The sequence below is a fragment of the Ferrimonas sp. YIN67 genome (assembly GCF_057219095.1).
This window is the reverse complement of sequence record NZ_JBXVVJ010000006.1, coordinates 14782-37141: the sequence shown is the minus strand read 5'-3', so window position 1 is coordinate 37141 and position 22360 is coordinate 14782. Positions and strand designations below refer to the sequence as shown.

The window sequence follows — 22360 nt, the reverse complement described above, 5'->3', positions numbered from 1 at the left end:
GATTACAATATCAGCTTGCCTTCAAACAACACCCGACCACATTCAGAGTATCCATCAATCATTCCCAACCACTCCTCTTTACTGATAGAAACCACCTCTCCTCCGTCTTTAACTTCCATTCCACGCAATGACTTTCTCACATCTATAATGATGAAGCCATTCGGAACTTCATAGTACATTCTCCTCCATTTCTGACCAATAAATGAATCAACATGAATGACGAAAAATTCATTTCCCTGACGTATAGTCTTACAGTCACTCGAAGATACTTGAGCCAAATCGAAAAGTGAAGGTGCAAGTGCAATCGAACGGTCTCCGGAGATGTAAGACATTTCGAAATTTTCATTATGAGAGACCCCTAATAAAAATGCTGCCGAGACTCCTGTCTTTTTTTCCAACTCCATTGCCAAAGTAGGGGGAGTCTGTAAATCACCTGAACAATATCGATAGAACGTTTTCTGAGCGACAGATTCGATATCATGTTCTTCAAAGAACCTTTTTATTTCCTTAGCATAGCCTAGTTTAGTTAAAAGAGATCTCAGCCTCGCACTGCTCGTTTCTCTTAATTGCTCTCCATCTACACGCATGCGCCCACTCCTCACAGTTTAAATTACTAACATTATCTACAAAAGAGGCATGGCAGTCAATATAAGGGGATTAGAAGACAACATTAGCGTAGATCGGCATCAGATAAGATACCACATAAATAAGTTAGAGTAATTAAGGAGTTCATCTGTCGACATCACTCCCAGCAATTACACACCTAAGCGTCATACTCACTAACCCCTATAACGATAAAGCAAAATCCACTTAAAAATATATCACCATCAAACAAAAGCACGACAAGAAAGAAAATGCCAAAATCTGGCAAATATCAAGAAACAGTATCAAAATTGAGAACAATAATGATTGGTCTCCATTATAACAATATAGGTAGCGCTGGAGTTGAAGTTGACCCGTTTTAGTGGACACTCAATCACTAATGATTGAGGTGTTAGATGCCTGCCTACAAAACAGGAAAACGGACGTAGCAGTACAGTGTTGAGTTCAAGGTCAAAGCGGTAACCTGGTCACACTTGCCGCACCGCTCGGTCAAGGAAGTGACCGAGTCCCTGGACATCCACCCCTTCATGTTGTCTCGTTGGCGCAAAGAGTATCGAGAGGGCCAATGGGGTATGGCCAAAGCGAGCAAGAAGCCAGCAAAGAAGGCGAAACCAGAGGATGAGATCGCTCAGTTAAAGCGCCGTTTGGCTGAGCTTGAAATGGAGAACGATCTGCTAAAAAAGTGGCAACGCTTCCAGGCGGAGGAAAAGCTGAAGCGTTCCGATTCATAGCCCGGTTTCACGGCCGGTTTCCGCTATCTCGACTGTGCTCATTCTTCGGTGTTTCACACTCTGGCTATTATGCCTGGAAGCGACGTGAGCCAAGTTCCCGCAGTCAGGAAGATAGAGTACTTGGGGCGCAAATCACGAAGCTATTCGAGTCCTCAAAGGGCCGCTATGGTAGCCCGCGAGTTCATGCTCAGCTGAAACAAAAGGGTGTATCCATAGGACGCAAATGTTGTGGTCAACAAAATCCGGACACCTGTTTAGACCGATTCTCGGCTTCTGCAGGCGGTATCCCATCATTGTGTTGATGGGGTCGCTGCCAGTTGTAGTAGTCCATCAGGAAGGCTGCGACATCACGCTTGGCTTCGCGAGCGGTCAAATACCCAGTTGACGGGATCCATTCTGTTTTCAAACTACGAAATAAGCGCTCCATGGGTGCATTATCCCAACAGTTCCCACGACGACTCATACTTTGAGTCATCCGATAGCGCCAGAGGCGCTGCCTGAACTTTCGGCTGGCATACTGGCTGCCCTGGTCCGAATGGAACATCACGCCACTTGAGCAACCTAGCTGCTGGTATGCCATATCCAATGCTTTTACCGCCAAGTCTGCATCAGGTCTTTCTGACATGGCCCAACCAACAGTTCGGCGCGTATGAAGGTCTATGACCGCGGCCAAGTAATGCCAACAGCCACCTGCCCAGAGATAGGTAATATCGCCAAACCAAACCTGGTTGGTCTCGACAACATCGAACTCCCTCTCCAGCCGATTAGGGATGTCCGGGCATTCTGCCTGAGCCGTTTTGTATGCATGGGAGCCAGGCTGCTTGGATGTCAGTCCGGCCTCCTTCATCAGACTACGAACCTTGAAGCGACCGACCTTATGTCCCAACTTCCACATCATCGACATCAGCGCTCGACTGCCCGAAGAGCCGCGGCTTTCATTGAAAAGGCGCCGTAGTTCACTCCGAAGCTTGAGCCGTTCAGGGAAAACGTGGCGCTTCCGGGCCTTGTACTCGTAGAAACAGGATGTGGGGATATCGAAGGCGGAACAGACCAGTTCAGTGGCTTCATGCTCTCTCAACTGGTCTATCAGAGCGAACGTTCGAGTTCGTCCGCCATTAAGAGAGCTGCTGTAGATTCAACCTGTCAACGCAACGCCCTTTTCTCGTTCAGCCGATTGATACGGGCTTCGAGCTCCTGGATCTTCTGTTGCTCCGGGGTCAGAGCCTTATTGCTCGGAGTTTGCCCGCCACGTTCAGCTTGGAGCTGACGAACCCAGTTTCGGAGCACAGTCTCTCCGACATCGATGTAACGACTTGCCTCTGGGACTGCGTAGCCCTGGTCGAGGACTAGAGACGCTGCTTCCAGTTTGAACTCCGCAGTGAATGAGCAACGCTTTTTAGTCATTGAACGCCTCTTGTTGCGGTGGCGACTTTACCACCTAAAGCGGTGTCCGGGATCATTGGACCACAACATAAGCACCGCCAGCACGACTGGTCACTTAGAAACGGAAGCCCTTAGGGCCCGCCACAACATAGCCTATCCCAGTACCAGCCCTAAAATGCGCCTATGAATTCACGGTTGAACTCACGAGTCAACCATAAAAACAACTAAAACGGTAATTTGCCACCAGTTCGACCTTTTATCTCAAATGGGCACAATCCCCTTTTGGGGGGCACGGACCTTTGATATGGTTATGAAAAAGGAGACTTAAATGGACATAACAAAAGCTATCTGTCGTCTCGGCCCACAGGCGTGCCAACACGAGTTTGTGCCACTCAGAAACTCACGTTCACAAGGGGAAAGTGGCCTCCATGCGCTTCAACACGCTCTCGCCCTCACTAGTATCGCAGAGCCTATTGGCTATGCCATCTGCGCTTCACACCTGTCATCAACAGAAGCCAAGATCATGTACAAATGGCTTATGAAAACCCTAGCGACTGAAGTCAGTACTCATCTTTTATCTGGCAAGCTCGCTCACGATAAGGACGTCGACCACCAACATAAAATGAGCGCCATCACCGTGGTCTCAGAAGCCACTTTAGTTGCCTTACTTAAAACCCACCAAAACCCCAGCAAACATAAACGCATCAACCTATCTGAACTATACCGCATCGGTGGCCACCAACTCGGGATCAGCTATCGCACCTTTGTTCGCTCCTGGACCCCCATTATTACTGCCGTCCAAGGACAGATTGCAGAGCAAACCAGCGCAGCTCAAGACTATTTTGACAACCTTCAAATCTCCAATCGGAGAATCTGACCCCTAATCAGTTGACACGGTGTCAATCAAGGAGTATGGTAAACCCAAGCTCAGAAAACCCACTTCGTTTTGATGTGCTCTCCCGGCATTTGCGCACGCGCTTCTGCAACTGCGCAAATCGAGCTGTCGCACTTTTACAGTAACCCTAAATAATGACCATAAAAGAATGGAAATCGGTTCTCGGAGGCATCCTCTCCGGAAGCGCTCTGATGGGCATCACTCTCTTTGTCGGCGGATGGCAAGAACAAAGAGATGCCATTGAGATGGCAGCAAAATCAATGGCGCTAACCCAACAAGCGCAAGAAAATATGCTCGCTCGAATTGAGCGTGGTGAATTAGAACGCAAGTCCTTATCAGACCGGTTAGTCAATCACGGTGAGCGACTCGCGGTTGCTGAAGCCAGACTAAATAACATTGAAAAAAGAGTAAATAAATAACTCTGTCTTCATGGCAAGCATTCATTTACCTCTCTTTAATGTTGAGCTTTGTGCTATTGAGCTAAAACAATATACAAACACAAAATAACATAGAGGCTAATTGGCCATGGAAACAGAACACTCTCAATATCAACTCTGGAAAAACGGGGCACTCTGTCCCTGTGCTGTCATTACTGCCGAGTCACTACTCGAAGCAGCCGTTAAGGTATCTGACACCATCAACGCAAAAAAAATTAATCAGTACTGCATCTCAGAAAACCCGCTGGCCCATGAAAAAATACCCGTCATGGCCATCCTCAATGGCAATTACGAATAGTTCCGTAACAACCTCACTCTCACTGACGTTGACCTTACTCTCCAGGAACACGCGACACCTCTAGAGCCAACACAGAGAAATATGATGATTGAAATCGCACTGCGCAATTACCTAAACACATTAACCGGACTGCCGGTACACCCCGTTATTGCACTACCAGAAGAAGAAAGTGACTTAATCGTCTTTTCTATCACTGGCCGGCAAGAAGACGAGGAAAGCAACCTATCTAGAATACGAAAAGTATCCTTAATCAACTTCAAAATTCAGGTCTTATCTAAAGACTATGATGAAGCAAAGCGACAATCCAAAGTGATCAGGGAGGACCTACAACAACTAAAAGAGCTTGAGGGTTACCCCATTCAATGGATTAAACAAAACGAAGAAATCGACCTCTGGGACGAAGACAGAATGGAATACGATGCCACTTCTGAATTCAGTCTCTTCATGTAAAAAAGGAAAATACTATGTCTAATAAAAATACCCATTACGCTACTCTGCCTATCGGCACCATCGTTGAATACCGCGCCGATGGCGGTGACTTTATTCCACTGGAGTCCGCTAAAGCCGTTGGCGAAACCGGCCAGACCAGTGGCTTTGTACAAACGACCACTCTTAAAGACACACAACATCAGTACATTGCCGATATCGTCGATGGTCCGGAAAAAGAACTGGCCTTCATCGATAACCCAAACTGTGAATTGTTCACCGGCTTCCTCGAGTTGGCCGAGCAACAAGCTGTCGTCGAAATGCGCCTGATCCTCCCCAACGGCCGGATCGCCACCATGGGACTGGCACTGAGTGGCTGGAAGATGGCCGATCTGGTGGCCAGTGAAGCAATGAGCATCGTCGTGACCGCCAAACAAAATAGCGTCACATGGTCGTTCCAAGAAGAAGCGCCTGCAGCGGCCTGAACACCACGCTAACGAACCAACCCCGCGTCATGCGGGGTTTTTTACACCTAAGGAATACCATGAGCATTAAACAACGTCTCGCCGCCCTACTCCAACCTGAGCACGGGGAAATCACCATCCTGGGAGAACCATTCCAGGTGAAACGCCTGAGCGCGGCCCAACTGATGGAAGCCGAACTGGCCTTCGCTCAGCCCAGTGGCAACAACGCCATCGATACCGCCGCCAAACTGGTGATTGAGGCACTCGTCGATGCCGATCTCTCCAGTCAGGAACTGTTGGCCCTCATGACCCCGAGTGCCCTGCAAAATGCCGCCGCCGATATCCTGCGCTTCAACTACTCCAGCGATGGGGTTAAGCAAGCGGGAAACGACTAAAGCACCACCCAACCCTACTTTTATTGTTTAAATTGGCACGCGATATGGGCGTAAAAGACCCCCTATCCCTCGCCGATATGGAGCCCGGATTACTGCTCTCTTGGGCAGCGTTCTATCGTATCGAAGCCGGGCACAGCGACAAGCAAGGTGGACAACACGCCTCATCATCAGCCAGCAACCAACATCGGATCGTGGATCTCCCCGACGTCGATGCGCAGTGCAATCAGATTGCCCGTGTTCTGGGTGGTGGAACATAGGAAATATCCGAATGAGCTTAGATATGGAAGCAAGCTCCGCGATCTATCAACGCGGACTCGATGCCATGGTGAAGGAAACACAAAAAGCCGCCGACCTGATCAATAAAGGCTTTGATCAGATCAATAAGGGCGCTGCCAATGTCTCCGACAAATCCTCCGCCATGGGGGAAACCCTCCAAGCCGCCCTCAAAGCTGGCAGTGAGCAGGTCGCCCACTACAGCAACCTGGCCGATATCCTTGATATCAACTCCGGTAAGTTTGACACCCTACAAAACGTCATCAACCAAACCAGTGGCAGCATCGGCCAACTCAACGCCAACATTCAAGACCAGATCGGCAAACTGACCGGACTCACCGGCGCCGGCTCGGACATGCTGAATGAGTTTATGGCTGAGTGTAAGTCCTTTGCCGAAGGCGACAACCTGCTGGCCGACGTCCTCGACCGCGCCTTCGACCTGCCTGAAGGCCGGGTTGATGGCCTCGAAGAATACTTCCAAAACCTCTCCAGGGCCGGGGCCGGCATGGTCGAGGACTTTATGTCCGAATTTGTCTCTTTCGCCGACGGCGACGGACTCCTTACCGACATCCTCGATAAGATCTTCGAGCTGCCGGACGGCGGCGTCGAGCAGTTTGAAGAGTACTTCGGCATGATCCGCGAAGGCTATCAAACCCTGCAAGAAGAGATCGACGAACTGCGCGATCTCGATCTGGAGTCCGCACTGGAAACCTGGGAGCTGCAACGGGAAGCCTGGGGCGAATATCAGGAAGGCATGACTCTGCAGGCCCAGGCAGAAGCCCTCGCGCGCGCCAAAGCCGAAGAAGGCATCATGAAGCTGCAAACCACCGCCATGGCCGGATTTGCCGACATGATGAGCTCGATGCTGGCCGAAAATGCCATGGCACAAAAGGCCATGTTCCTGCAAAGCCAGGTTGCCGCTGCCGGCGAGGTCATCATGAGTGGTGAACAAGCCAAAGTCGCCGCCCTGGCCAGCGTCGGCGGCATGGCCCCTCTGGCCGCACCGCTCATCGCCGCCATTACCGTCCAGCAAGGCATTTCGCTGGGCATGATTGCCGCTCAGACCGTTTCCGGTATGGCCCACAGCGGGATCGACGGCGTCCCCAGCGAAGGCACCTGGTTACTCGACAAGGGCGAGCGAGTGTACACCAATGAAAGCGCCCGACAGCTGGATGAAATGTACGGCCAGGTCATGGCCGGCGGTGGCAGTGGCCAGATCAGCATCTCCCCCACCGTGGTCATCGAGGGAGGCAGTACCGGCGATCCCCAAAGCGATATGGATCTGGCCGACGCCGTTGTCACCATGACCTATCAGAAAGTGCTGGACGATCTCCAAAACAACGGCCCAATCAGAAAGGCAATGTAATCATGAAAATCATCAAATGGCCTGAAGGACTGGTTCCAAACTCGATGGACATCAGCCTCAGCAACAACATTCGTGTCTTTAAAAGCGAATTCAATAACGCCGAGCAGATCATCGAATTCCCGGGCACCTTCTGGTCCTTCTCCTGCAAATTCGACAACCTCACCCCGGAAAAAGCCCGCACCCTGCGGGCCTTCCTGGCGCAACTGCGCGGCGGGGCCAACGCCACACATCTGTACGATTTTGCTCAGCCAGGACCGGCAGGGACCGGCCAGGGGACACCCAAAGTCTACGGCTCCGGACAAACCGGTCGCAGCCTGAAAACCCACGGCTGGGCCAATAACCAGTGCGTCCTCAAAGCCGGGGACTACATCGGGATCAATGGCCAGATGTTAATGGTGGTCGAAGATGTGATCAGTGGGCCCGACAACGGCAATGATGCCGGCTACGCCACCATCAAGTTCGAGCCCGAGTTGCGCAGCAACCCGGCCCATGGCGACGCCATCCTGACCCAGGCCGTTCCCGTCATGGTCCGCGCCAAAGACGACAAACAAGGCAAAATGAGCATCCGCCCCGGCGCCTTTTACAACACAAAAATCGACTTCACCGAGGTGCTGACATGAGAGATCTCAGCCCTGCCATCATCGAGCAAGTCGAAGCCGGGCGCTGTCGCCCGGTTTTTTTAATTGATCTGGACTGGCCCGGCCAGCCCATCCGCCTCCACACCGGCGTCGGCGAGCTCCATTACAACGGCCAAACCTACCGCGGCAGCGGGGCCATCGCCTCCATCGATAAAGCCTCCGAAGACAGTGATATCTCCGGCCACTACTTCCAGATCGGCCTCAATGGCCACAGCGAACTGTTTATTCAGGGCGTCCTGGCCGACAAGTGGCAAGGTCGCGACGCCTCCGTCTACATGGCCTTTGTCGACGACGACAACCAGATCATCCTCGACACCGAGAATCCCGGTAAATCGGTGATCCCCTACTTTCGGGGCTATCTAGATACCGCTGATGTAGAGCAGGGTAAGAAAAACAGCGTCCGCATTACCCTGGCCAGCGCGCTGACCGAATGGAACAAAGGCAGCAGCCGCCGCTATTCCGAAGAGAGCCACCTCCGTGATTTCCCGGCTGACCGTTTCCATCAATATCAGGCGCAGATGTCAGATCTGGAATTGGTCTGGGGCCCCGCACCCGCGCCCCCGAAAAAGAAGAAAAAGCGTAAATGGTACAAGTTGTAAACAGGCACCTAGAGAAAGAGCAATGTCCAAACGTAAACTGAACTGGTCCATCTATCTGGCGGAGCTCCTCCAGAGCATCAAATACCAACAAAACAGCCGTACCACCTACACTCCTATGCAGTTTGTCGCCACCGTTATCGAACGCCTCACCGGCGAGGCACTGCCCCAGGCGCACGACACGACCCTTCAAGCAAAACCCCTGCTTGAGCAGCTCGAAGCGCTGCAACTCCCTCCCGTAGCACACTTCTACGCTCAACGCGGCGATCTGATCTATAGCGCCGAACACGACGCCATCGGCATCATCTGGGGCAAAGGCGTACAACTGTTGATCGACGGCCAACTCCTCGCCAAAGGGCTTGGTGTCGTCAGCAAAGCATGGAGCATCAAATAGGATGGATGAACGCAAAGAGCTATATCGCCAATCTTCACCGCCACACCAGGCCATCTATGGCACGGCCTATGTCTCCGGCCCCATCAACTTCATGGCGACCTCGGATCAAACTACCCAGCTCGACATGGTGATCCCGCTAGCCGGCCATGAAATTGAAGGCATCGAGAGGGTCTGTATCAGTGATCTGGAGTGGCAGGAGCAACCAAGCCCGGAAGGCAATGCCTTCCAGCAATTTCAGCTGACCGACAGCAACGAGAAAATCCTGGGCACCTGCTGGCTTTACAACAACCCGACGGACTGCCCCAACTCCTTGGCCGGGATCGAAGGCTGGGACAACACTATGGTGGGGCGTGGCCTGGCCTACGTCCATGTGCGTCTGCACTACGACGCCAATGCCTTTCCCAGCGGCATGCCTGACTGCTTCTTCAAGGTCAAAGGGAACCGGGAGATCATCGATGTCCGGGGAGATCACCAGGGTAAAGAGTTGCGGCAATTCACCCGCAATCCAGCTCTTATCGTCCGGGATTTCCTGCTGCGCTATACCCGGGTACAAGAGCACGAGCTGGACACCGACTCCTTCATCATCGCCGCCAATGCCTGTGACCACGATGTCCCCGTCCCGGCGCAGAATGGCCAATACCAGGGCGATGATGAGCCACGCTATCGGGTGGGTTTTGCCTTCGATGTGGATGAAACCGTCGACGCCATCCTCAGTGAAGTACTGGCCAGCTGTGGCGGCCAGCTGCACTACAGTGGGGGCCAGTACAGCCTCACCGTCGCCACCTACAACGGTCCGGCCGAGCTGGAGTTCACCGAGTCCGATCTGCTCGGCTCCGTCTCACTCTCATCCAGCACGCCCCGGCGCGATCGCTTCAACACCGTCACCGGCACCTATCAGGATCCCCATACCGGCGAAGAACTCGACTTCCCTCTGGTATACGAACAAGACTATGTCGATGAGGACGGCGACGAGTTGGACAGCGATCTGTCGTTACCCTACGTGCAATCGGGTAACCAGGCCCAGCGCCTGGCGCACCTGCACCTGTATCAAGCCCGCGAAGGCCGTAAACTCAAGCTCAAAACCAACTACAAAGGCTTCCGGGTCAAGGTAGGCGATGTCATCGCCCTGAGGCTGCCCCGCCTGGGGTGGGATGAGGATCCCGACGGTCAGCAGACGGGGGAGCCGGAGGAGTTTCGTGTCCTCAGCTGGGAAGCCGATGGCAACAAGGGCGTTTCCATGGAGCTGCAGGCAGAGCGGCCCTGGTTTTATGACGATGAAAGCCGACCGATACTGCCCCCCAGTGAAGCCCCGGGGCCAGCCCCTGTGCCCGAAGTCACCGACCTCACCATCCGCCCCCACAACGATGGCATCAACAATGTCGAACTGTCCTGGAACCACCCGGGGCGCAGTGTGGTGCGTAGCTTCCGGGTCCAGGTCGCCGACAACCACGACAATGGCACCCTGGTGCTGGAGCAGGAGCTGTTCGACACCCGCCTGGCCTGCCGCCTGGCCGAAGGCAGCTACAGCTTCCGCATCACCTCTGTCGATACCCTGGGGCGAACCTCAGCCATGCGGAGCAAACCGTACAGTGTCGGCGCACTGCAACCGCCACAGGAAGTCGTGGTCGACGCCAGCGGCGATGCCCTCACCCTGCGGCCCATCGCCGCCGATGGGGCCTATGGTGATGAATTTGAGTTCTGGTTTGCGCCGGTCAACGACCAAAGCAAGGCAGTCAACCTGGGGATCGCCAAGGCACTGAGCAAGTCCAGCCTGCTGCCGCTGACCGATTACTATTTCTGGGTCTACACCGTCAATGCCTTCGGGAAATCAAAAGAGGCATTCGCCCTGGTGGCTACCACGGGGCCCCGCGATCACGCCGATGTCGAGGATGCCACGCCCCCCACCGGCGTTAAGCTGCAACCCATCGGCCGCTCCATCATGCTCAGTTGGGACCACCCCAACTATAATGGTCACTCTCACTCCCGGGTGTATTGCCAGCAGATCGATACCGACGACGACGGCAATCCCATCGACGCCGATGGCAATATCACGGAGGAGATGCCCCATTTTGAGCCAGGTAATGACCAGCACTATGTCGGCAGTTTCGCCGCTGGCCCAGCCATGCTGTCACTGGACCGCCCCAAGACCGGTTATGCCGTCTGGATCACCCACGTCAGTCTGGATGAAAGCGCGCCCCATAGCGCCCCCCAAGGCACCAGCAAGGCCGATGTCTTCGTCTACTGCATCGGCAGTGCCCAAGACGCCATCGAAGACGCCGACCTGGGAGGCATTTGGGACGGACTGGACAGACAGGCCGAGAGCGCGCTCGACCATATCCTCGACAACTACGAGCAAGCGGAGGTTAAGCGCCAGGAGCTTTACGACCCGGAGAGCGGCGCGTTTTCCCAGATCAACTATTGGGCCTTACAGACCGCGAGCAACACCGAGGCGATCGCCGGGATTGGCTGGGATCTTGACGCGGGGCTGGACGGAATTTATGCCCATCTTGAAAGCTATTACTACACCAAGGCAGGCACCGATGGGGCAATTGCCGAGGCAATCGACAGGCTATCCGTAGAGGTGGAGGACGCCGACGGCAACACCCACAACGTAAGTGTTCAGGAGGGGCTAGGGGCGTCGATCGACATAGACCCGGACACGGGCGAGGTTATCGGCTACAAGGCCCAGTGGGGAGTATCAACCGACGTTAACGGGCTACGCGGCGGCGTGGGCTTTGTGAATGACGGCAAGACGACATCTTTCACCGTACACGCGGATCGCTTCTCAGTTTGGTCAGGGCAGGGCGACGACAAGATCTGCCCGTTCGCGGTGATTGATGGCGTCGTTTATATGACGGACGTGGTGATGGATTCGGTCATTGTGGACGAGATCCTAGCGAACGAGTTAGCCGCCGCCAAAATTACCGGCGGCGAGATTACCGGCACCGAGTTACACGGGAACACGATCACCGCAGGCGGCACCGCCGAAAATCCTAACTTTAGCGTGACACCGGATGGCGACTTGTTCGCTAAAACCGGGCGCTTTGAGGGCGAGGTAATGGCCGATAAGATCGTTGGCGACGTTGCGGGTATGGGCGTGTTAAACGTCGAGCGCGTGAGGGTTGACCTCAGGGAGGATGGGGACTTTTCCGAATGGGTGGAGGTTAACGTTTCATCGTTCACCTTGGAGCCTAGCCCCGTGGATCGATGGGTGACGTTCCCCAGCCCCAAGCACTTCGATCTGCATTACTACGGCGGCGGTGGGGAAAATGAGATTGATGCTGCATTGCGTTTTGTGGTGAGCGTATACGACAAGGAGCACCCAAGCGGGCAGGACGTACCACTAGGGAGCGATCTGGTGGACAAGGTGATCGCCGTAACGGCTGCCAAGTGGGAGGAAAGCACGCCAACCCCTTACCCGTCTTTTGCAGTCCCCGCAAGTAGTGAGCCGGTGCGCCTATGGGTGCGGTTCAAAGTTCTATTTAGCTTGGGAATAACTAGCGGCGGCAGGCAGGCCGCGACTTTTTACTCTAACGCCTTGCGGCAGCCCGTGATGATTGCCCAGGCATCGACCCAAATCACCCCACACTAACCAACCGCCCCGGCCTAACCGCCGGGGCTTTCTTTTTAAGGGCGATAAATGAGAGAGCAAATTAAGCGCACAGCAACCGACGTTTACGAGCGTTTGAGCCAAAAGATCACCGCTTGGCAAACCTTCATCGACGAGCAGCGCGATTGGTCGGGCGGCCCCGACAAGGACGACGACCCAGAGGGCACAGGACAGCGCCCCCTGACCGACAGCGTGGGTAATACGCAAATGATCGACACGCCCGCCGAGGGCTACCGCAGGGCCGACGAGATCCAGCGCCGGGCCGAGGACGCGTTAGATCTGATCGAGGGCGGCGAGGAAAACGCGATCCGGGCAGAGGCAGCCGCCGACCGAGCCGAGGACGCAGCAGAGCAAGCCCAGACAGGCGTTGACGGTATCGGTACAGCCGTGGAGGACGCCCAGGCAGCCGCCACAACAGCACAGGCGGCGCTGGCAGGGGCAGAATCAGCCCAAGGCAGCGCAGAGGCCGCACAGGACGCCGCCATAGCCGCCGCCGAGAAACTGGGGGCCGCGATCCTTGACCTGGGGGAGTGGGACATGGGGCCGGGTAACTGGCCTGACAAGCCGACCGGCCCCGACGGTGTGGGCACCCAGTCGGCGCGCTGGCGCATTAGCGGCGATGGCGTGGCACCGGACGATACCCCCTTTTATATCCGCGACGTTCTTAGCTACTCAGCCACAGATGACAGCTTTTACAAGGAAGGCAGCGGCGAGGGCGGCGGCGGGGCTTATGCCTTTGTTGATCTAACGGACACCCCCGGCAGCTATGCAGGGGCCGCCGGTCACATTGTCAGAGTGAGCGAAAACGGCGATAAACTGGAATTTGCACCAGAACCTGAGCCGCCCGCCGGGATGATGCCGCACCAAGTAATTGAAATGCGCCGAGGACAGATCCCCGCAGAGATCCCCGGCGGCCTGCCGGTTGTAACTATGGGCGGGGGGGCAGTCAGTTCCGAGTTTGTGAGCAGCCTAAAATCAGAATTTGCCTACCTATTCAAGCCCCAGTTAGAGGGGCGGTTCCCCTACAAAAAAGTGTATGTAAGTGGGTCGTCATCAACAACAGCGCCGAGTGTGACCATTCACCTAATGGATGACCCGGCGGCCTTTACACTTGTGTCAAATGGCACAACCACCTATGTAAAGCCCGTGATTGACCTGCCGCCGACTGGTTATTCGGCAATCACATTCACCCACTCAAGTAACGCATGGGGGGCATTTTACAATAACATCGCGAGCGTTCTTTATACATCCAGCGACGAAAGCGCCCCGGCGTACTGGGGCTCATTTCGCGTAACAGGCAACAACACAGATCCGGCTGCCACCCTACAAATCCCAGTGAGCACGGGGATCCCCGCAAAGGATCTTGTGGGCTTTTGCGGTGGTGATTATTCATCTTCACTCCTTGGTGCTGGCTTTGTTTTGGGCCTGAATTCATGGTTTAACGCATCGGTAAGGCAGGGCATGGACGGCGGCGACACTCAGCCCTATCTGACAACCTACATCAACGGGACAACCAAGGACGACGCAGAGATCGAGGCCGAGGGCTTCGAGGTGATGCGCCGAGTTTTCGGGTTCAACCCAGACGCAGGGACACACAGCAACTATCACGCGGGCTATGTGTGGTGGGTTAACGACTACAACGGGCAGATCGTCGCAGGGGTTAAGCACACAGTGAAGGCGACAAACTGGCCGCTCCGCGTGGATCAAATGGCGGCCTCTTTTGCCTTGCTTGTAGATTCGATTGTTGAGCGCGGAGGAGTGCAGGAGGTTTACACCGGAGGATTCTCCGAGGCGTGCGCGATCAACTTGAACACCACTGTCAGCTCTGTGAATATGGCAATAATGATCCGCCGACTCGATGGGTCTTTTGAGAGCCTGGCGCTAGAGCCAGGGTTAAGACCCGACGACACGATCCCCGCCGCATGGCTGGACTTTTGCAACAGCAAAGCTAGTGAACCAACCCTAAACCGGGGCGACGATGTGTTTATCCGAAAACAGCCAATGGTCCTTTTTGATGATGCGCTCGGGAGCCACATTTGCTCGGCGACCGGCAGCACTACACCGACCACCGGCTATTTGGGTTTCCGCCCCTCAGAGCGCGGTGTGCTGCTGTCAGTGGTGCCCGCCTACGCCACCAGTAACACAGCAAGAAACCGGGTTCTAGGCATAAGGGAGACGGAGGACGGGCTGGGGCATGAGCTTTTCGCCGCCGCAGCGGGAGCAACCGTTTATACGCGACCCGCGACAAGCCCGCGCGATCTGGATGGTGTGATCGACCCTTACGCAGTCGGGGGCTATGTCACTAAGGACTACGGCACCCCCGAATACTCCCCCGGACATAGCCGGGCGGTGATCGCCGAGTACCGGGACGCAAAGGGAACCAACCCCGCGCCAGGACCAGACAAAGACCCCAGATAAAAGACCCCAGATAAAAGACCCCCGGCGCTGGCTGGGGGCTTTTTAGTCTCAATGCCCAAATAATGGAATAAACGTCACGCAAACTTGGTCCGCATCAGGATTTAGCTTACCAGTCACTCTTCAATGTAATAAAAGAAAACTTTTCCTACGGAAAAAGTAAAAATATTTAATCACTTTAGACGCCCCACAAATCAAGCAATACCAAGATTACGGGCATATTAACATCCCACCAAAGGAATTCCCAGCCGACAATCAAATCAAAAAACCTTAACATGAAGTCAGAGTTGTCAAACAAAACTCATCAATCAAAAGTAAAACTTTAGATAACCACAAGACATCGGCTGCAACGCCTATGAACGCCAAAAAAATTCGATACTCAGGAAGACAGAATACTTCTCATGGAAATTCTTGACACACTGGAGCGCCTTAGAAAGTTATCACTGCAATCTTAAGCCACAATGAAAACATTCTTTCATTAGCGCTAAGTCATTCAGTTACTACCGAGTGGCTTAACTACCCAAACTGAGCACCTGACTTAAAACAAGCAACAAGATGCCAGAAATTAACAACTAAAGAGTTAATCAGCCTGACCAGACCTATCCCAATGCCACAAAAAGGCCATTGCAACCATTGCCAAACCATTAATATCACAATGTTCCAGCCCAACACTCCACAAGAAGAGATTATTGATGATGAGTCTACCGCCTAGAGTAGGCGTACACCCACACCCCCCTCAGACAACAGTTTGAACATACTAATTGCGACCCGAAACCAACACATCACAATATATCTGGAGTCAATATGCTAAAAACACCACTCAAGACCGCCAACGACATTTACCAACGCCTCAGTGAAACAATCACCAGCTGGCAAACCTTCCTCGATGAAAAACGAGACTGGCTGGGCGGCCCTTCCGCAGATCCTGAGACAGGGGAAACCGGCCAGCGCCCACTAACTGACAGCGTTGGCAACAGAGTCGTTGTCGATACCCCGGCCGAGATGCACCGCCGCACATATAATATCCAATCACGTACCGAAGAGGCGCTAGACCTGATCGAGGGCGGCGAGGAAAACGCCCGGAGGGCCGAAGCAGCAGCCCAAGCCGCGGCCCAGGCCCAGACCGGAGCAGAGACGGCACAGTCAGGTGCAGAGGCCGCCGCCGAGAAGTTGAGCGCGGCGATCCTCGATTTAGGCGAGTTCGATATGGGACAGGGCAAGTGGCCGGAAAAGCCAACCGGGCCCATGGGTGCTCAGTCTGCCCGATGGCGCATTACAGGCGAGGGCTCAGCTCCCGATGGCACTCCATTTCGCGTGAACGACATTCTAAGCTACTCAGCCACCACCGACCAATTTTACAAAGAAGGCATCCCAAGCGAAGGGGGCGGGGGAGGCATTAATAAGTTTGTCGAGCTAATGGACACCCCCGACTCCTACGTTGGGCAACGAGGACGGGCGGCAATGGTCAACGCGGAGGAAGCTGGAGTCGAGTTTGCCCCAATGGCCGGGCTTATCCCTGGGCAGGTAATCGAGGCCGACGCTGAGATGATCCCCACAGAAACAGGGGGGTTGCCCCTTATTACCATGAATGGCCTACCCGTTTCGGCCGAGTTTGTGGATAGCTTACGCTCGGACTTCCGTAAATTATTCGACGTAGACAGTGGCGGCAGCTATCGGCGATACGCCTGGGCCGGTGCCGCGAGCACATCAACTACATCACTAAATTTCGCGGTAATAGTACCGGCAGAGGATGGGGATTTTTATCGTATTAACCGTTCAGCAAGCACAACTCTTTATTATAAGAAGTCAACGGCATCCCTTGGGGTGCCCTTAGGTTATCGCCTTACTTCATTCACGCACACGGCAGCAAAGTCTTCTGGTTATTGGTATCACGACAGCTTTGGCGCCCTATATGAGTCATCCGACCCAACCGCCCCGGCATACTGGGCATCAGGGCGAGCAACTTCCAACGCCGATCCCGTGACAGTAGAGCAGCCAGCAATCAGCACAGGGATCCCCGCGAACGAAATTGTGGGCTTTCAAGGAACACACCCGGGTACCGCTCGCCGTCCCGCAGGGGTGATCGTCGGGAAACGGTCTTTCTTCAATGCTTCCTGCTACCCAAGGCCGGATGGGGACACGCTCCCTTATTCGCACGAGTACCACACAGGAGAAAACGACGATCTAGAGCTGGAAGCCGAGGGCGTCACAGTTCACCGCCGGATCTTCGGGCACTACTACAACGCGCAGCAGTTCGCCTATCTTGTCGCCGGGTATTTTTACTGGACGGACGACGGACAGGCCGGAGCCAAGTGGTGGCGCGCCGACAATTTCCGCGCCGACCGCGCCGAGCAGTTGGACCGAGCGATCCCGCCCATTGTAGACGAGATCGCCAACCTCGGGGGGATTTCGGAGCTGTTCACCGCTGCATGGATCGAAGCGTTCGCTATTTACAATACCCTAACAAGCTCAAACATCACCCTTGAGATCCTGATACGCCGCAAGGATGGATCAGCCTATGCGTTCAGCCCCTTACCCGAGGAGTTTCAGGGCACTCCAATCCCTGCCGAACTTGTGGCATTCACCAATAGCCGCCCAAGCTCGGGCCTGATCAACCCCAATCCGGCGGTCTTGCGGCGCTGGCCCTATGTGATCTTTGACTCGCCAGATGGCGATTGGATGGGACACGCCGGCACAGGCTGGGCAATGACTACGGGGCGGTTAGGGCTTACCCCGTCAAAGGCACGATTGCTTCCCCCCCCGGTGCCGGGTTACTACAGTAGCGGGCAAGTTATGCAGCGGGCAACTGGGCTGATTTTACCTGAAGGGAACCATGACAACCCAACCGCCATCCTTGCAGTTAACGGAGCAGGCACTATCGATCGCCCGCTACATGATCTGTTTGGGCAATTGGACGGGGTGATAAACCCTTATGGATCCGAAGGTTATTTAACCAAGGACTGGGGCACGCCGAAGCATTCGCCAATGCTTCGGCGAGTCGTAGTGGCTGAATACGCAGCTCCAAAGACTCGCCCCGTCCCAATTCCATAAACCAAGCTCCCCTAGATTGCCTGAGAAATTTTTAATCCTAAATACTCTATACTTGCATTAGGCTATTACCACAATAAAATCCGCACCAAGTTCCGCATAGGTGGGTTTGGTGTAGAACAATCTTTATCAAGCCCTGACATTCAATATAGCCCTCAAACATAATTAAACAGCAAAAAATCCAAGTGCATTTATAGCAAAGAACAAATCACCATCCTGGCCAACGTGATTCACAATCACTGTTCACTTAACGCCTTAGCAAAAGTGAGAACCCTCTTTAATGAAAACAAAAAGTCCGAGCAAGAATAAGATCTCTGAGCACCTATACAAAATCGCCTTGGCGACAAGAGCAAACCATAAAATATTAGCAATACTGTTTGCTATCGCAATTTTGATATCAGTAATTGGGGGGTTGGTTATCCAGGTACCACTACTAACTACAGTCACAGTGCATGATGGGCCTCACCAACCCCATGCTCTTAATCATGTTCCAACCGACTCTGCTCTCGGAGCAGAACACCTTCAAGCAAAAGCGCAGGTATCAAGTCCCAAAACAAACACGAAGGAGAAAGTTGTCCACCGGAAGCATCAAGCATTCACACAAGAAACTTAAAGACTATACACAAACCTTTATGAACACCATTGCCCTCAACGTAGAAAAGTTTCACAACGACACCAGCCAACAAACCTGCCGCACCAAGGAAAAATTTTAGAGTTAAAAGACAGGTCTAAAGGCCAGCAAACAACACACCAAAGAGCTAACAAACACATATGTTTAAAACACCACTCAAGACCGCCAACGACATTTACCAACGCCTCAGTGAAACAATCACCAGCTGGCAAACCTTCCTCGATGAAAAACGCAACTGGCTGGGCGGTCCCGCCGCCGATCCGGAGAGCGGAGAAACGGGCAAGCGTCCGCTCACCGACAGCGTCGGGAACACTCAGGAAGTTGACACGCCAGCAGAGATGACTCGTAGAGTCGAGCAGGCTATCGCCGACATCGGAGATGCCGCTGGGGATGCATCACTGGAGGCCGACCGTGCCTCCGCAGCCGCTCGGGACGCAGCGAAACATAAGGACGAAGCGAAAAACAGTGCCGCTTTGGCTGCCCTTTGTGAAGCAGAGGCATCTGCTCAAGCCGACAAAGCTGAAGATTCCGCAGTCGCCGCAGATAACAGCAGTAGCCTGGCCTCCGGGCATGCGAGTGCAGCGGCAAACTCGGCCGTTAATGCCCAAGCATCCAGTAGTGTAGCCCTGTCCGCTCAGAGCAAGGCTGAAGCCGCCAAGAGCGCTGCTGAAGCCGCAAGGGATGAAGCAGAAGAGATCGTTTCCGGTGGCGGTGGCGGCCCGGCCGGACGTGTTATCCGAATGGCATGGGGTCACCCCGCTGATGAATGGGCCTATAGTGGACATGTAAAATATTCCGCCATCAAATTTAATATCGACCCAGAAACGGAACTAGGACGCTCTTCGGCCCATGTGATGTTGCAAGAAAGTGCTGGCAACTCTTCCTTTAGGCATCTATTTAAATTTCCACTCTATAGCCGGATGAGATATAGCCCTAATGGTTTTGCCGTACCTTCCTGCTGCTACTACGAATACCGCCCTCGTGGCTATGAAAATAAATTCAGAATGTGTGTAAGACTTGTCAGACTTAGCTATAACCAATTTCAGATATACATTCCAAACTGGGATGGCAACAGTGGCTTCATCCGGCGCATTGACATTGTTCAAGACTACCATGAAGAAAATAGAGATTTAGCAAACCGGCCACTGTCGGATGAGGAAATGACTGATGCGATGGGAGCTATCACTCGACCAAACCCTATCAAAATCCCGGTAGAAGATGGCCCATTTATGCTCCCCTATGACCTAGAGCAGGAGGCGTTGGAACGTATCAAAAATAAAGACAATAAATCCGAGAAAGCTCTCGAAATAACCGATATAAATGAACGGTTCGAAGCAATAGAAAAACAACTCTCCAGGTTATTAGTGAAATGAAATTATTTCATCCACACTTACAGGCCAACAAATTTAACCAAAGTTACACTTAGGTAACAAATCTCACATTCGCAACCGTGGATGATGTATCAACCTAACTCTAGGGCGGAATCAGACAATCCACTCAGAATAAAGGCAGAAATTAAAAGAACCAAAGTCGTTGACTTTATAGCTTTATTAACTCTGCCTTGTAGCTTTATAACCAACTTATTTGAAGAAACGATTATAATGAAAAAAGTTGATTCCAGTATTAAAAAACTCTCCGACTACTTATATAAAGCCGCCACGGCGACAAAAGCCAATCCAAAGGTTTCTTCGATTTTGCTGATCTGTGCAATCGTCATATCAATGCTCGGTGGTTGCACCATGTCAGCTGAACAACAACGCGCGGCACTCGACCTATGCGCTGAAATGCACTTGCAATCTGTTGTTACCACGGAGCTGCATACCCACCATGTTTACGATGTCCGGTGTGTCCCCGATGGCTCCGAGGTCGACTATGCTATCCCGGTCAATGGTCGTCACTGGCTGAAAGGGTTCCGAAAAGAGTTCAGTCACAGTGCAAATATCGAAGGCGCTGACTAAAGCCCCTGATCAAGATCCCCCCTCCGCCCCATTCAATCCTCGCCATTCCCTTCAGTGAATGAAGCATCCTGGATCACACCGCTCTCACCGTCGGTATGATCCCTCGTCCCCTTGTGGGCGGGCTCAGATCCGCTATCACACTCCCCTTACCATCTTCAGCTGCAAAAAAACGGTCTCTCCATGGAGAGACCGTTTTTTCTTTGACGCATTGCCACGCTTTAGCCACGCAAAAAGAAACGGTAGGCGGGGCTGTCAGTGACCTCCCGGTAGTCCATATCGAGCCCGGACAGCCGTTGCTCCAGGGCATCCAGATCGGACTCCTCCACCTCCATGCCCAGCAGCACCCGGCCATTGGCGGCGCCGTGGTTGCGGTAGTGGAACAGGGAGATGTTCCAGCGATCCCCCAGATCCGTCAGGAACTGCTCCAGGGCACCGGGGCGCTCCGGGAACACCAGCTGATAGAGTCGCTCGGACAGGGGCTCGGGGGCGATCCCCCCCACCATGTAACGCACATGCAGTTTGGCGGTCTCATCCCCGGACAGATCTTCGTGGGCATAGCCCGCCTCTCCCAGAGCGGCACGGATCCCCGCCAGCTCATCGTGGTTCTTCAGCCGGATCCCCACAAACACATTGGCCTGACTGCGACCACTGAGCCGGTAGTTGAACTCGGTGATCTGTCGCTGTCCCAGGATCCGGCAGAACTGCAGAAACGCCCCTTCGCGCTCCGGAATGGTGACGGCCAACACCGCCTCCTTACCCTCACCCAGCTCACAGCGTTCGGAGACGTAGCGCAGGGTATGGAAGTTGATGTTGGCCCCGGAGAGGATCGCCGCCAGCTGAGTGTCGGCCGACGGATTCTCCCGCTGACAATAGCGCTTGAGCCCCGCCAGCGACAGGGCACCGGCAGGCTCGGCGATCGCCCGGGTATCCTCGTAGATATCCTGCACCGCGGCACAGATCTCATCGGAGTTAACGGTGATCACCTCATCCACGCACAGCCGCGCCAGATCGAAGCAGGCCTGACCGATCCGCTTCACCGCCACGCCATCGGCAAACAGCCCGACCCGGGGCAGATCCACCGGCTTGCCAGCCTCCAGCGCCGCCTTGAGACAGGCGGAGTCCTCCGGCTCGACCCCAATCACCTTGATATGGGGGGCGAGCGCCTTGAGGTAGGCCGCCACACCGGCGATCAGACCGCCGCCGCCCACGGGCACAAACACCGCGTCCAGATCCCGCCGTTGCTGCAACAGCTCCTGGCCTATGGTGCCCTGACCGGCGATCACCGCGGCATCATCGAAGGGCGCCACCAGGGTCAGCCCCTCCTCCTTGGCCAGACGCATCGCCTCGGCATAGGCTTCGTCGAAGCTGGAGCCGTGCAACACCACCTCGCCACCGTGGCCCCGCACCGCCTGGACCTTGATCTCGGGCGTGGTGGTGGGCATGACGATCACCGCACGAATGCCGGTTCGCTTGGCCGCCAGCGCCACCCCCTGGGCATGGTTGCCGGCCGAGGCCGCCACCACACCCGCCGCTCGCTGCTCGGCCGTGAGGCTGTGGATCTTGTTAAAGGCGCCACGCAGCTTGAAGGAATGCACCGGCTGCTGATCTTCCCGCTTCAGCCAAACATTGGCCCCCAGCCGGGCAGACAACTTATTCAGCGGCGACAGCTCGGTGTGTTTGGCTACATCGTAGACCGGGGCCAACAGGATCTGGCGCAGGGTGTCCTGCACCAGGGGATCCGACACCGGCGCCACCGAGGCCGAACGACGGGTTTGTTCAAGCGGAGCCAGTGCGGTCAT

At 54.3% G+C, this 22360-nt stretch carries 18 protein-coding genes and 2 pseudogenes; 17 read left to right on the top strand and 3 right to left on the bottom strand.

The window, feature by feature from the left end; genetic code table 11:
- Positions 1 to 2: 2 nt before the first annotated feature.
- Positions 3 to 587 carry a hypothetical protein gene (locus AC2D8U_RS13395; RefSeq protein ID WP_484619573.1) on the bottom strand — a complete coding sequence of 195 codons (585 nt, stop codon included), beginning with the start codon at positions 585 to 587 and terminating at the stop codon, positions 3 to 5.
- Between the two features lie 459 nt (positions 588 to 1046).
- Between AC2D8U_RS13395 and AC2D8U_RS13390 the strand changes: the two are divergent.
- Positions 1047 to 1334 (top strand): annotated as a pseudogene (locus tag AC2D8U_RS13390) (transposase); the annotation flags it as partial.
- Positions 1286 to 1636, top strand: a complete 351-nt coding sequence (locus AC2D8U_RS13385) for an IS3 family transposase (protein ID WP_484619572.1) — start codon at positions 1286 to 1288, stop codon at positions 1634 to 1636. The pseudogene AC2D8U_RS13390 and the gene AC2D8U_RS13385, both read left to right, overlap by 49 nt.
- Here AC2D8U_RS13385 and AC2D8U_RS13380 read toward each other — a convergent pair.
- A pseudogene (locus AC2D8U_RS13380) lies at positions 1567 to 2738 on the bottom strand (IS3 family transposase). The gene AC2D8U_RS13385 and the pseudogene AC2D8U_RS13380 sit on opposite strands and share 70 nt — an antisense overlap.
- Positions 2739 to 3045: 307 nt before the next feature.
- On the opposite strand from AC2D8U_RS13380, the gene AC2D8U_RS13375 reads away from it, so the two are divergent.
- From AC2D8U_RS13375 to AC2D8U_RS13305, 15 genes are all read left to right on the top strand, one after another.
- Positions 3046 to 3594, top strand: coding sequence for a hypothetical protein (locus AC2D8U_RS13375; protein WP_484619571.1), 549 nt, complete (start codon positions 3046 to 3048; stop codon positions 3592 to 3594).
- Between the two features lie 152 nt (positions 3595 to 3746).
- Positions 3747 to 4031 (top strand): hypothetical protein, encoded by a 285-nt coding sequence (locus AC2D8U_RS13370; protein WP_484619570.1) that lies wholly within the window; start codon positions 3747 to 3749, stop codon positions 4029 to 4031.
- A 106-nt stretch (positions 4032 to 4137) separates the two neighbouring features.
- Positions 4138 to 4347, top strand: coding sequence for a hypothetical protein (locus AC2D8U_RS13365; RefSeq protein ID WP_484619569.1), 210 nt, complete (start codon positions 4138 to 4140; stop codon positions 4345 to 4347).
- A gap of 81 nt (positions 4348 to 4428) precedes the next feature.
- On the top strand, positions 4429 to 4797 hold the full coding sequence (locus AC2D8U_RS13360; protein WP_484619568.1) for a hypothetical protein: 369 nt from the start codon (positions 4429 to 4431) through the stop codon (positions 4795 to 4797).
- Positions 4798 to 4811: 14 nt separating this feature from the next.
- The gene (locus AC2D8U_RS13355; RefSeq protein ID WP_484619567.1) at positions 4812 to 5258 is read left to right on the top strand and encodes a hypothetical protein; all 447 of its coding nucleotides are present in this window, start codon (positions 4812 to 4814) and stop codon (positions 5256 to 5258) included.
- Between the two features lie 59 nt (positions 5259 to 5317).
- Positions 5318 to 5632, top strand: coding sequence for a hypothetical protein (locus AC2D8U_RS13350; RefSeq protein ID WP_484619566.1), 315 nt, complete (start codon positions 5318 to 5320; stop codon positions 5630 to 5632).
- 280 nt (positions 5633 to 5912) lie between these two features.
- Positions 5913 to 7271 carry a hypothetical protein gene (locus AC2D8U_RS13345; protein WP_484619565.1) on the top strand — a complete coding sequence of 453 codons (1359 nt, stop codon included), beginning with the start codon at positions 5913 to 5915 and terminating at the stop codon, positions 7269 to 7271.
- Positions 7272 to 7273: 2 nt separating this feature from the next.
- Complete coding sequence (locus tag AC2D8U_RS13340) at positions 7274 to 7891, top strand: hypothetical protein (protein WP_484619564.1); 618 nt, start codon at positions 7274 to 7276, stop codon at positions 7889 to 7891.
- Positions 7888 to 8508: a hypothetical protein gene (locus AC2D8U_RS13335; RefSeq protein WP_484619563.1), complete on the top strand. Its 621-nt coding sequence runs from the start codon at positions 7888 to 7890 to the stop codon at positions 8506 to 8508. The genes AC2D8U_RS13340 and AC2D8U_RS13335 overlap by 4 nt, the downstream gene beginning before the upstream one ends.
- A 22-nt stretch (positions 8509 to 8530) precedes the next feature.
- The gene (locus tag AC2D8U_RS13330) at positions 8531 to 8899 is read left to right on the top strand and encodes a hypothetical protein (RefSeq protein ID WP_484619562.1); all 369 of its coding nucleotides are present in this window, start codon (positions 8531 to 8533) and stop codon (positions 8897 to 8899) included.
- A 1-nt stretch (position 8900) separates the two neighbouring features.
- The gene (locus tag AC2D8U_RS13325) at positions 8901 to 12491 is read left to right on the top strand and encodes a phage tail tip fiber protein (protein ID WP_484619561.1); all 3591 of its coding nucleotides are present in this window, start codon (positions 8901 to 8903) and stop codon (positions 12489 to 12491) included.
- Between the two features lie 48 nt (positions 12492 to 12539).
- Positions 12540 to 14927, top strand: coding sequence for a hypothetical protein (locus AC2D8U_RS13320; protein WP_484619560.1), 2388 nt, complete (start codon positions 12540 to 12542; stop codon positions 14925 to 14927).
- 801 nt (positions 14928 to 15728) lie between these two features.
- Positions 15729 to 17975, top strand: a complete 2247-nt coding sequence (locus AC2D8U_RS13315) for a hypothetical protein (RefSeq protein WP_484619559.1) — start codon at positions 15729 to 15731, stop codon at positions 17973 to 17975.
- Between the two features lie 768 nt (positions 17976 to 18743).
- Positions 18744 to 19976, top strand: a complete 1233-nt coding sequence (locus AC2D8U_RS13310; protein WP_484619558.1) for a hypothetical protein — start codon at positions 18744 to 18746, stop codon at positions 19974 to 19976.
- A 228-nt stretch (positions 19977 to 20204) separates the two neighbouring features.
- Positions 20205 to 20561 carry a hypothetical protein gene (locus AC2D8U_RS13305; RefSeq protein WP_484619557.1) on the top strand — a complete coding sequence of 119 codons (357 nt, stop codon included), beginning with the start codon at positions 20205 to 20207 and terminating at the stop codon, positions 20559 to 20561.
- A 218-nt stretch (positions 20562 to 20779) separates the two neighbouring features.
- Here AC2D8U_RS13305 and ilvA read toward each other — a convergent pair whose 3' ends face one another.
- Positions 20780 to 22360 (bottom strand): threonine ammonia-lyase, biosynthetic, encoded by a 1581-nt coding sequence (ilvA, locus tag AC2D8U_RS13300; protein WP_484619556.1) that lies wholly within the window; start codon positions 22358 to 22360, stop codon positions 20780 to 20782.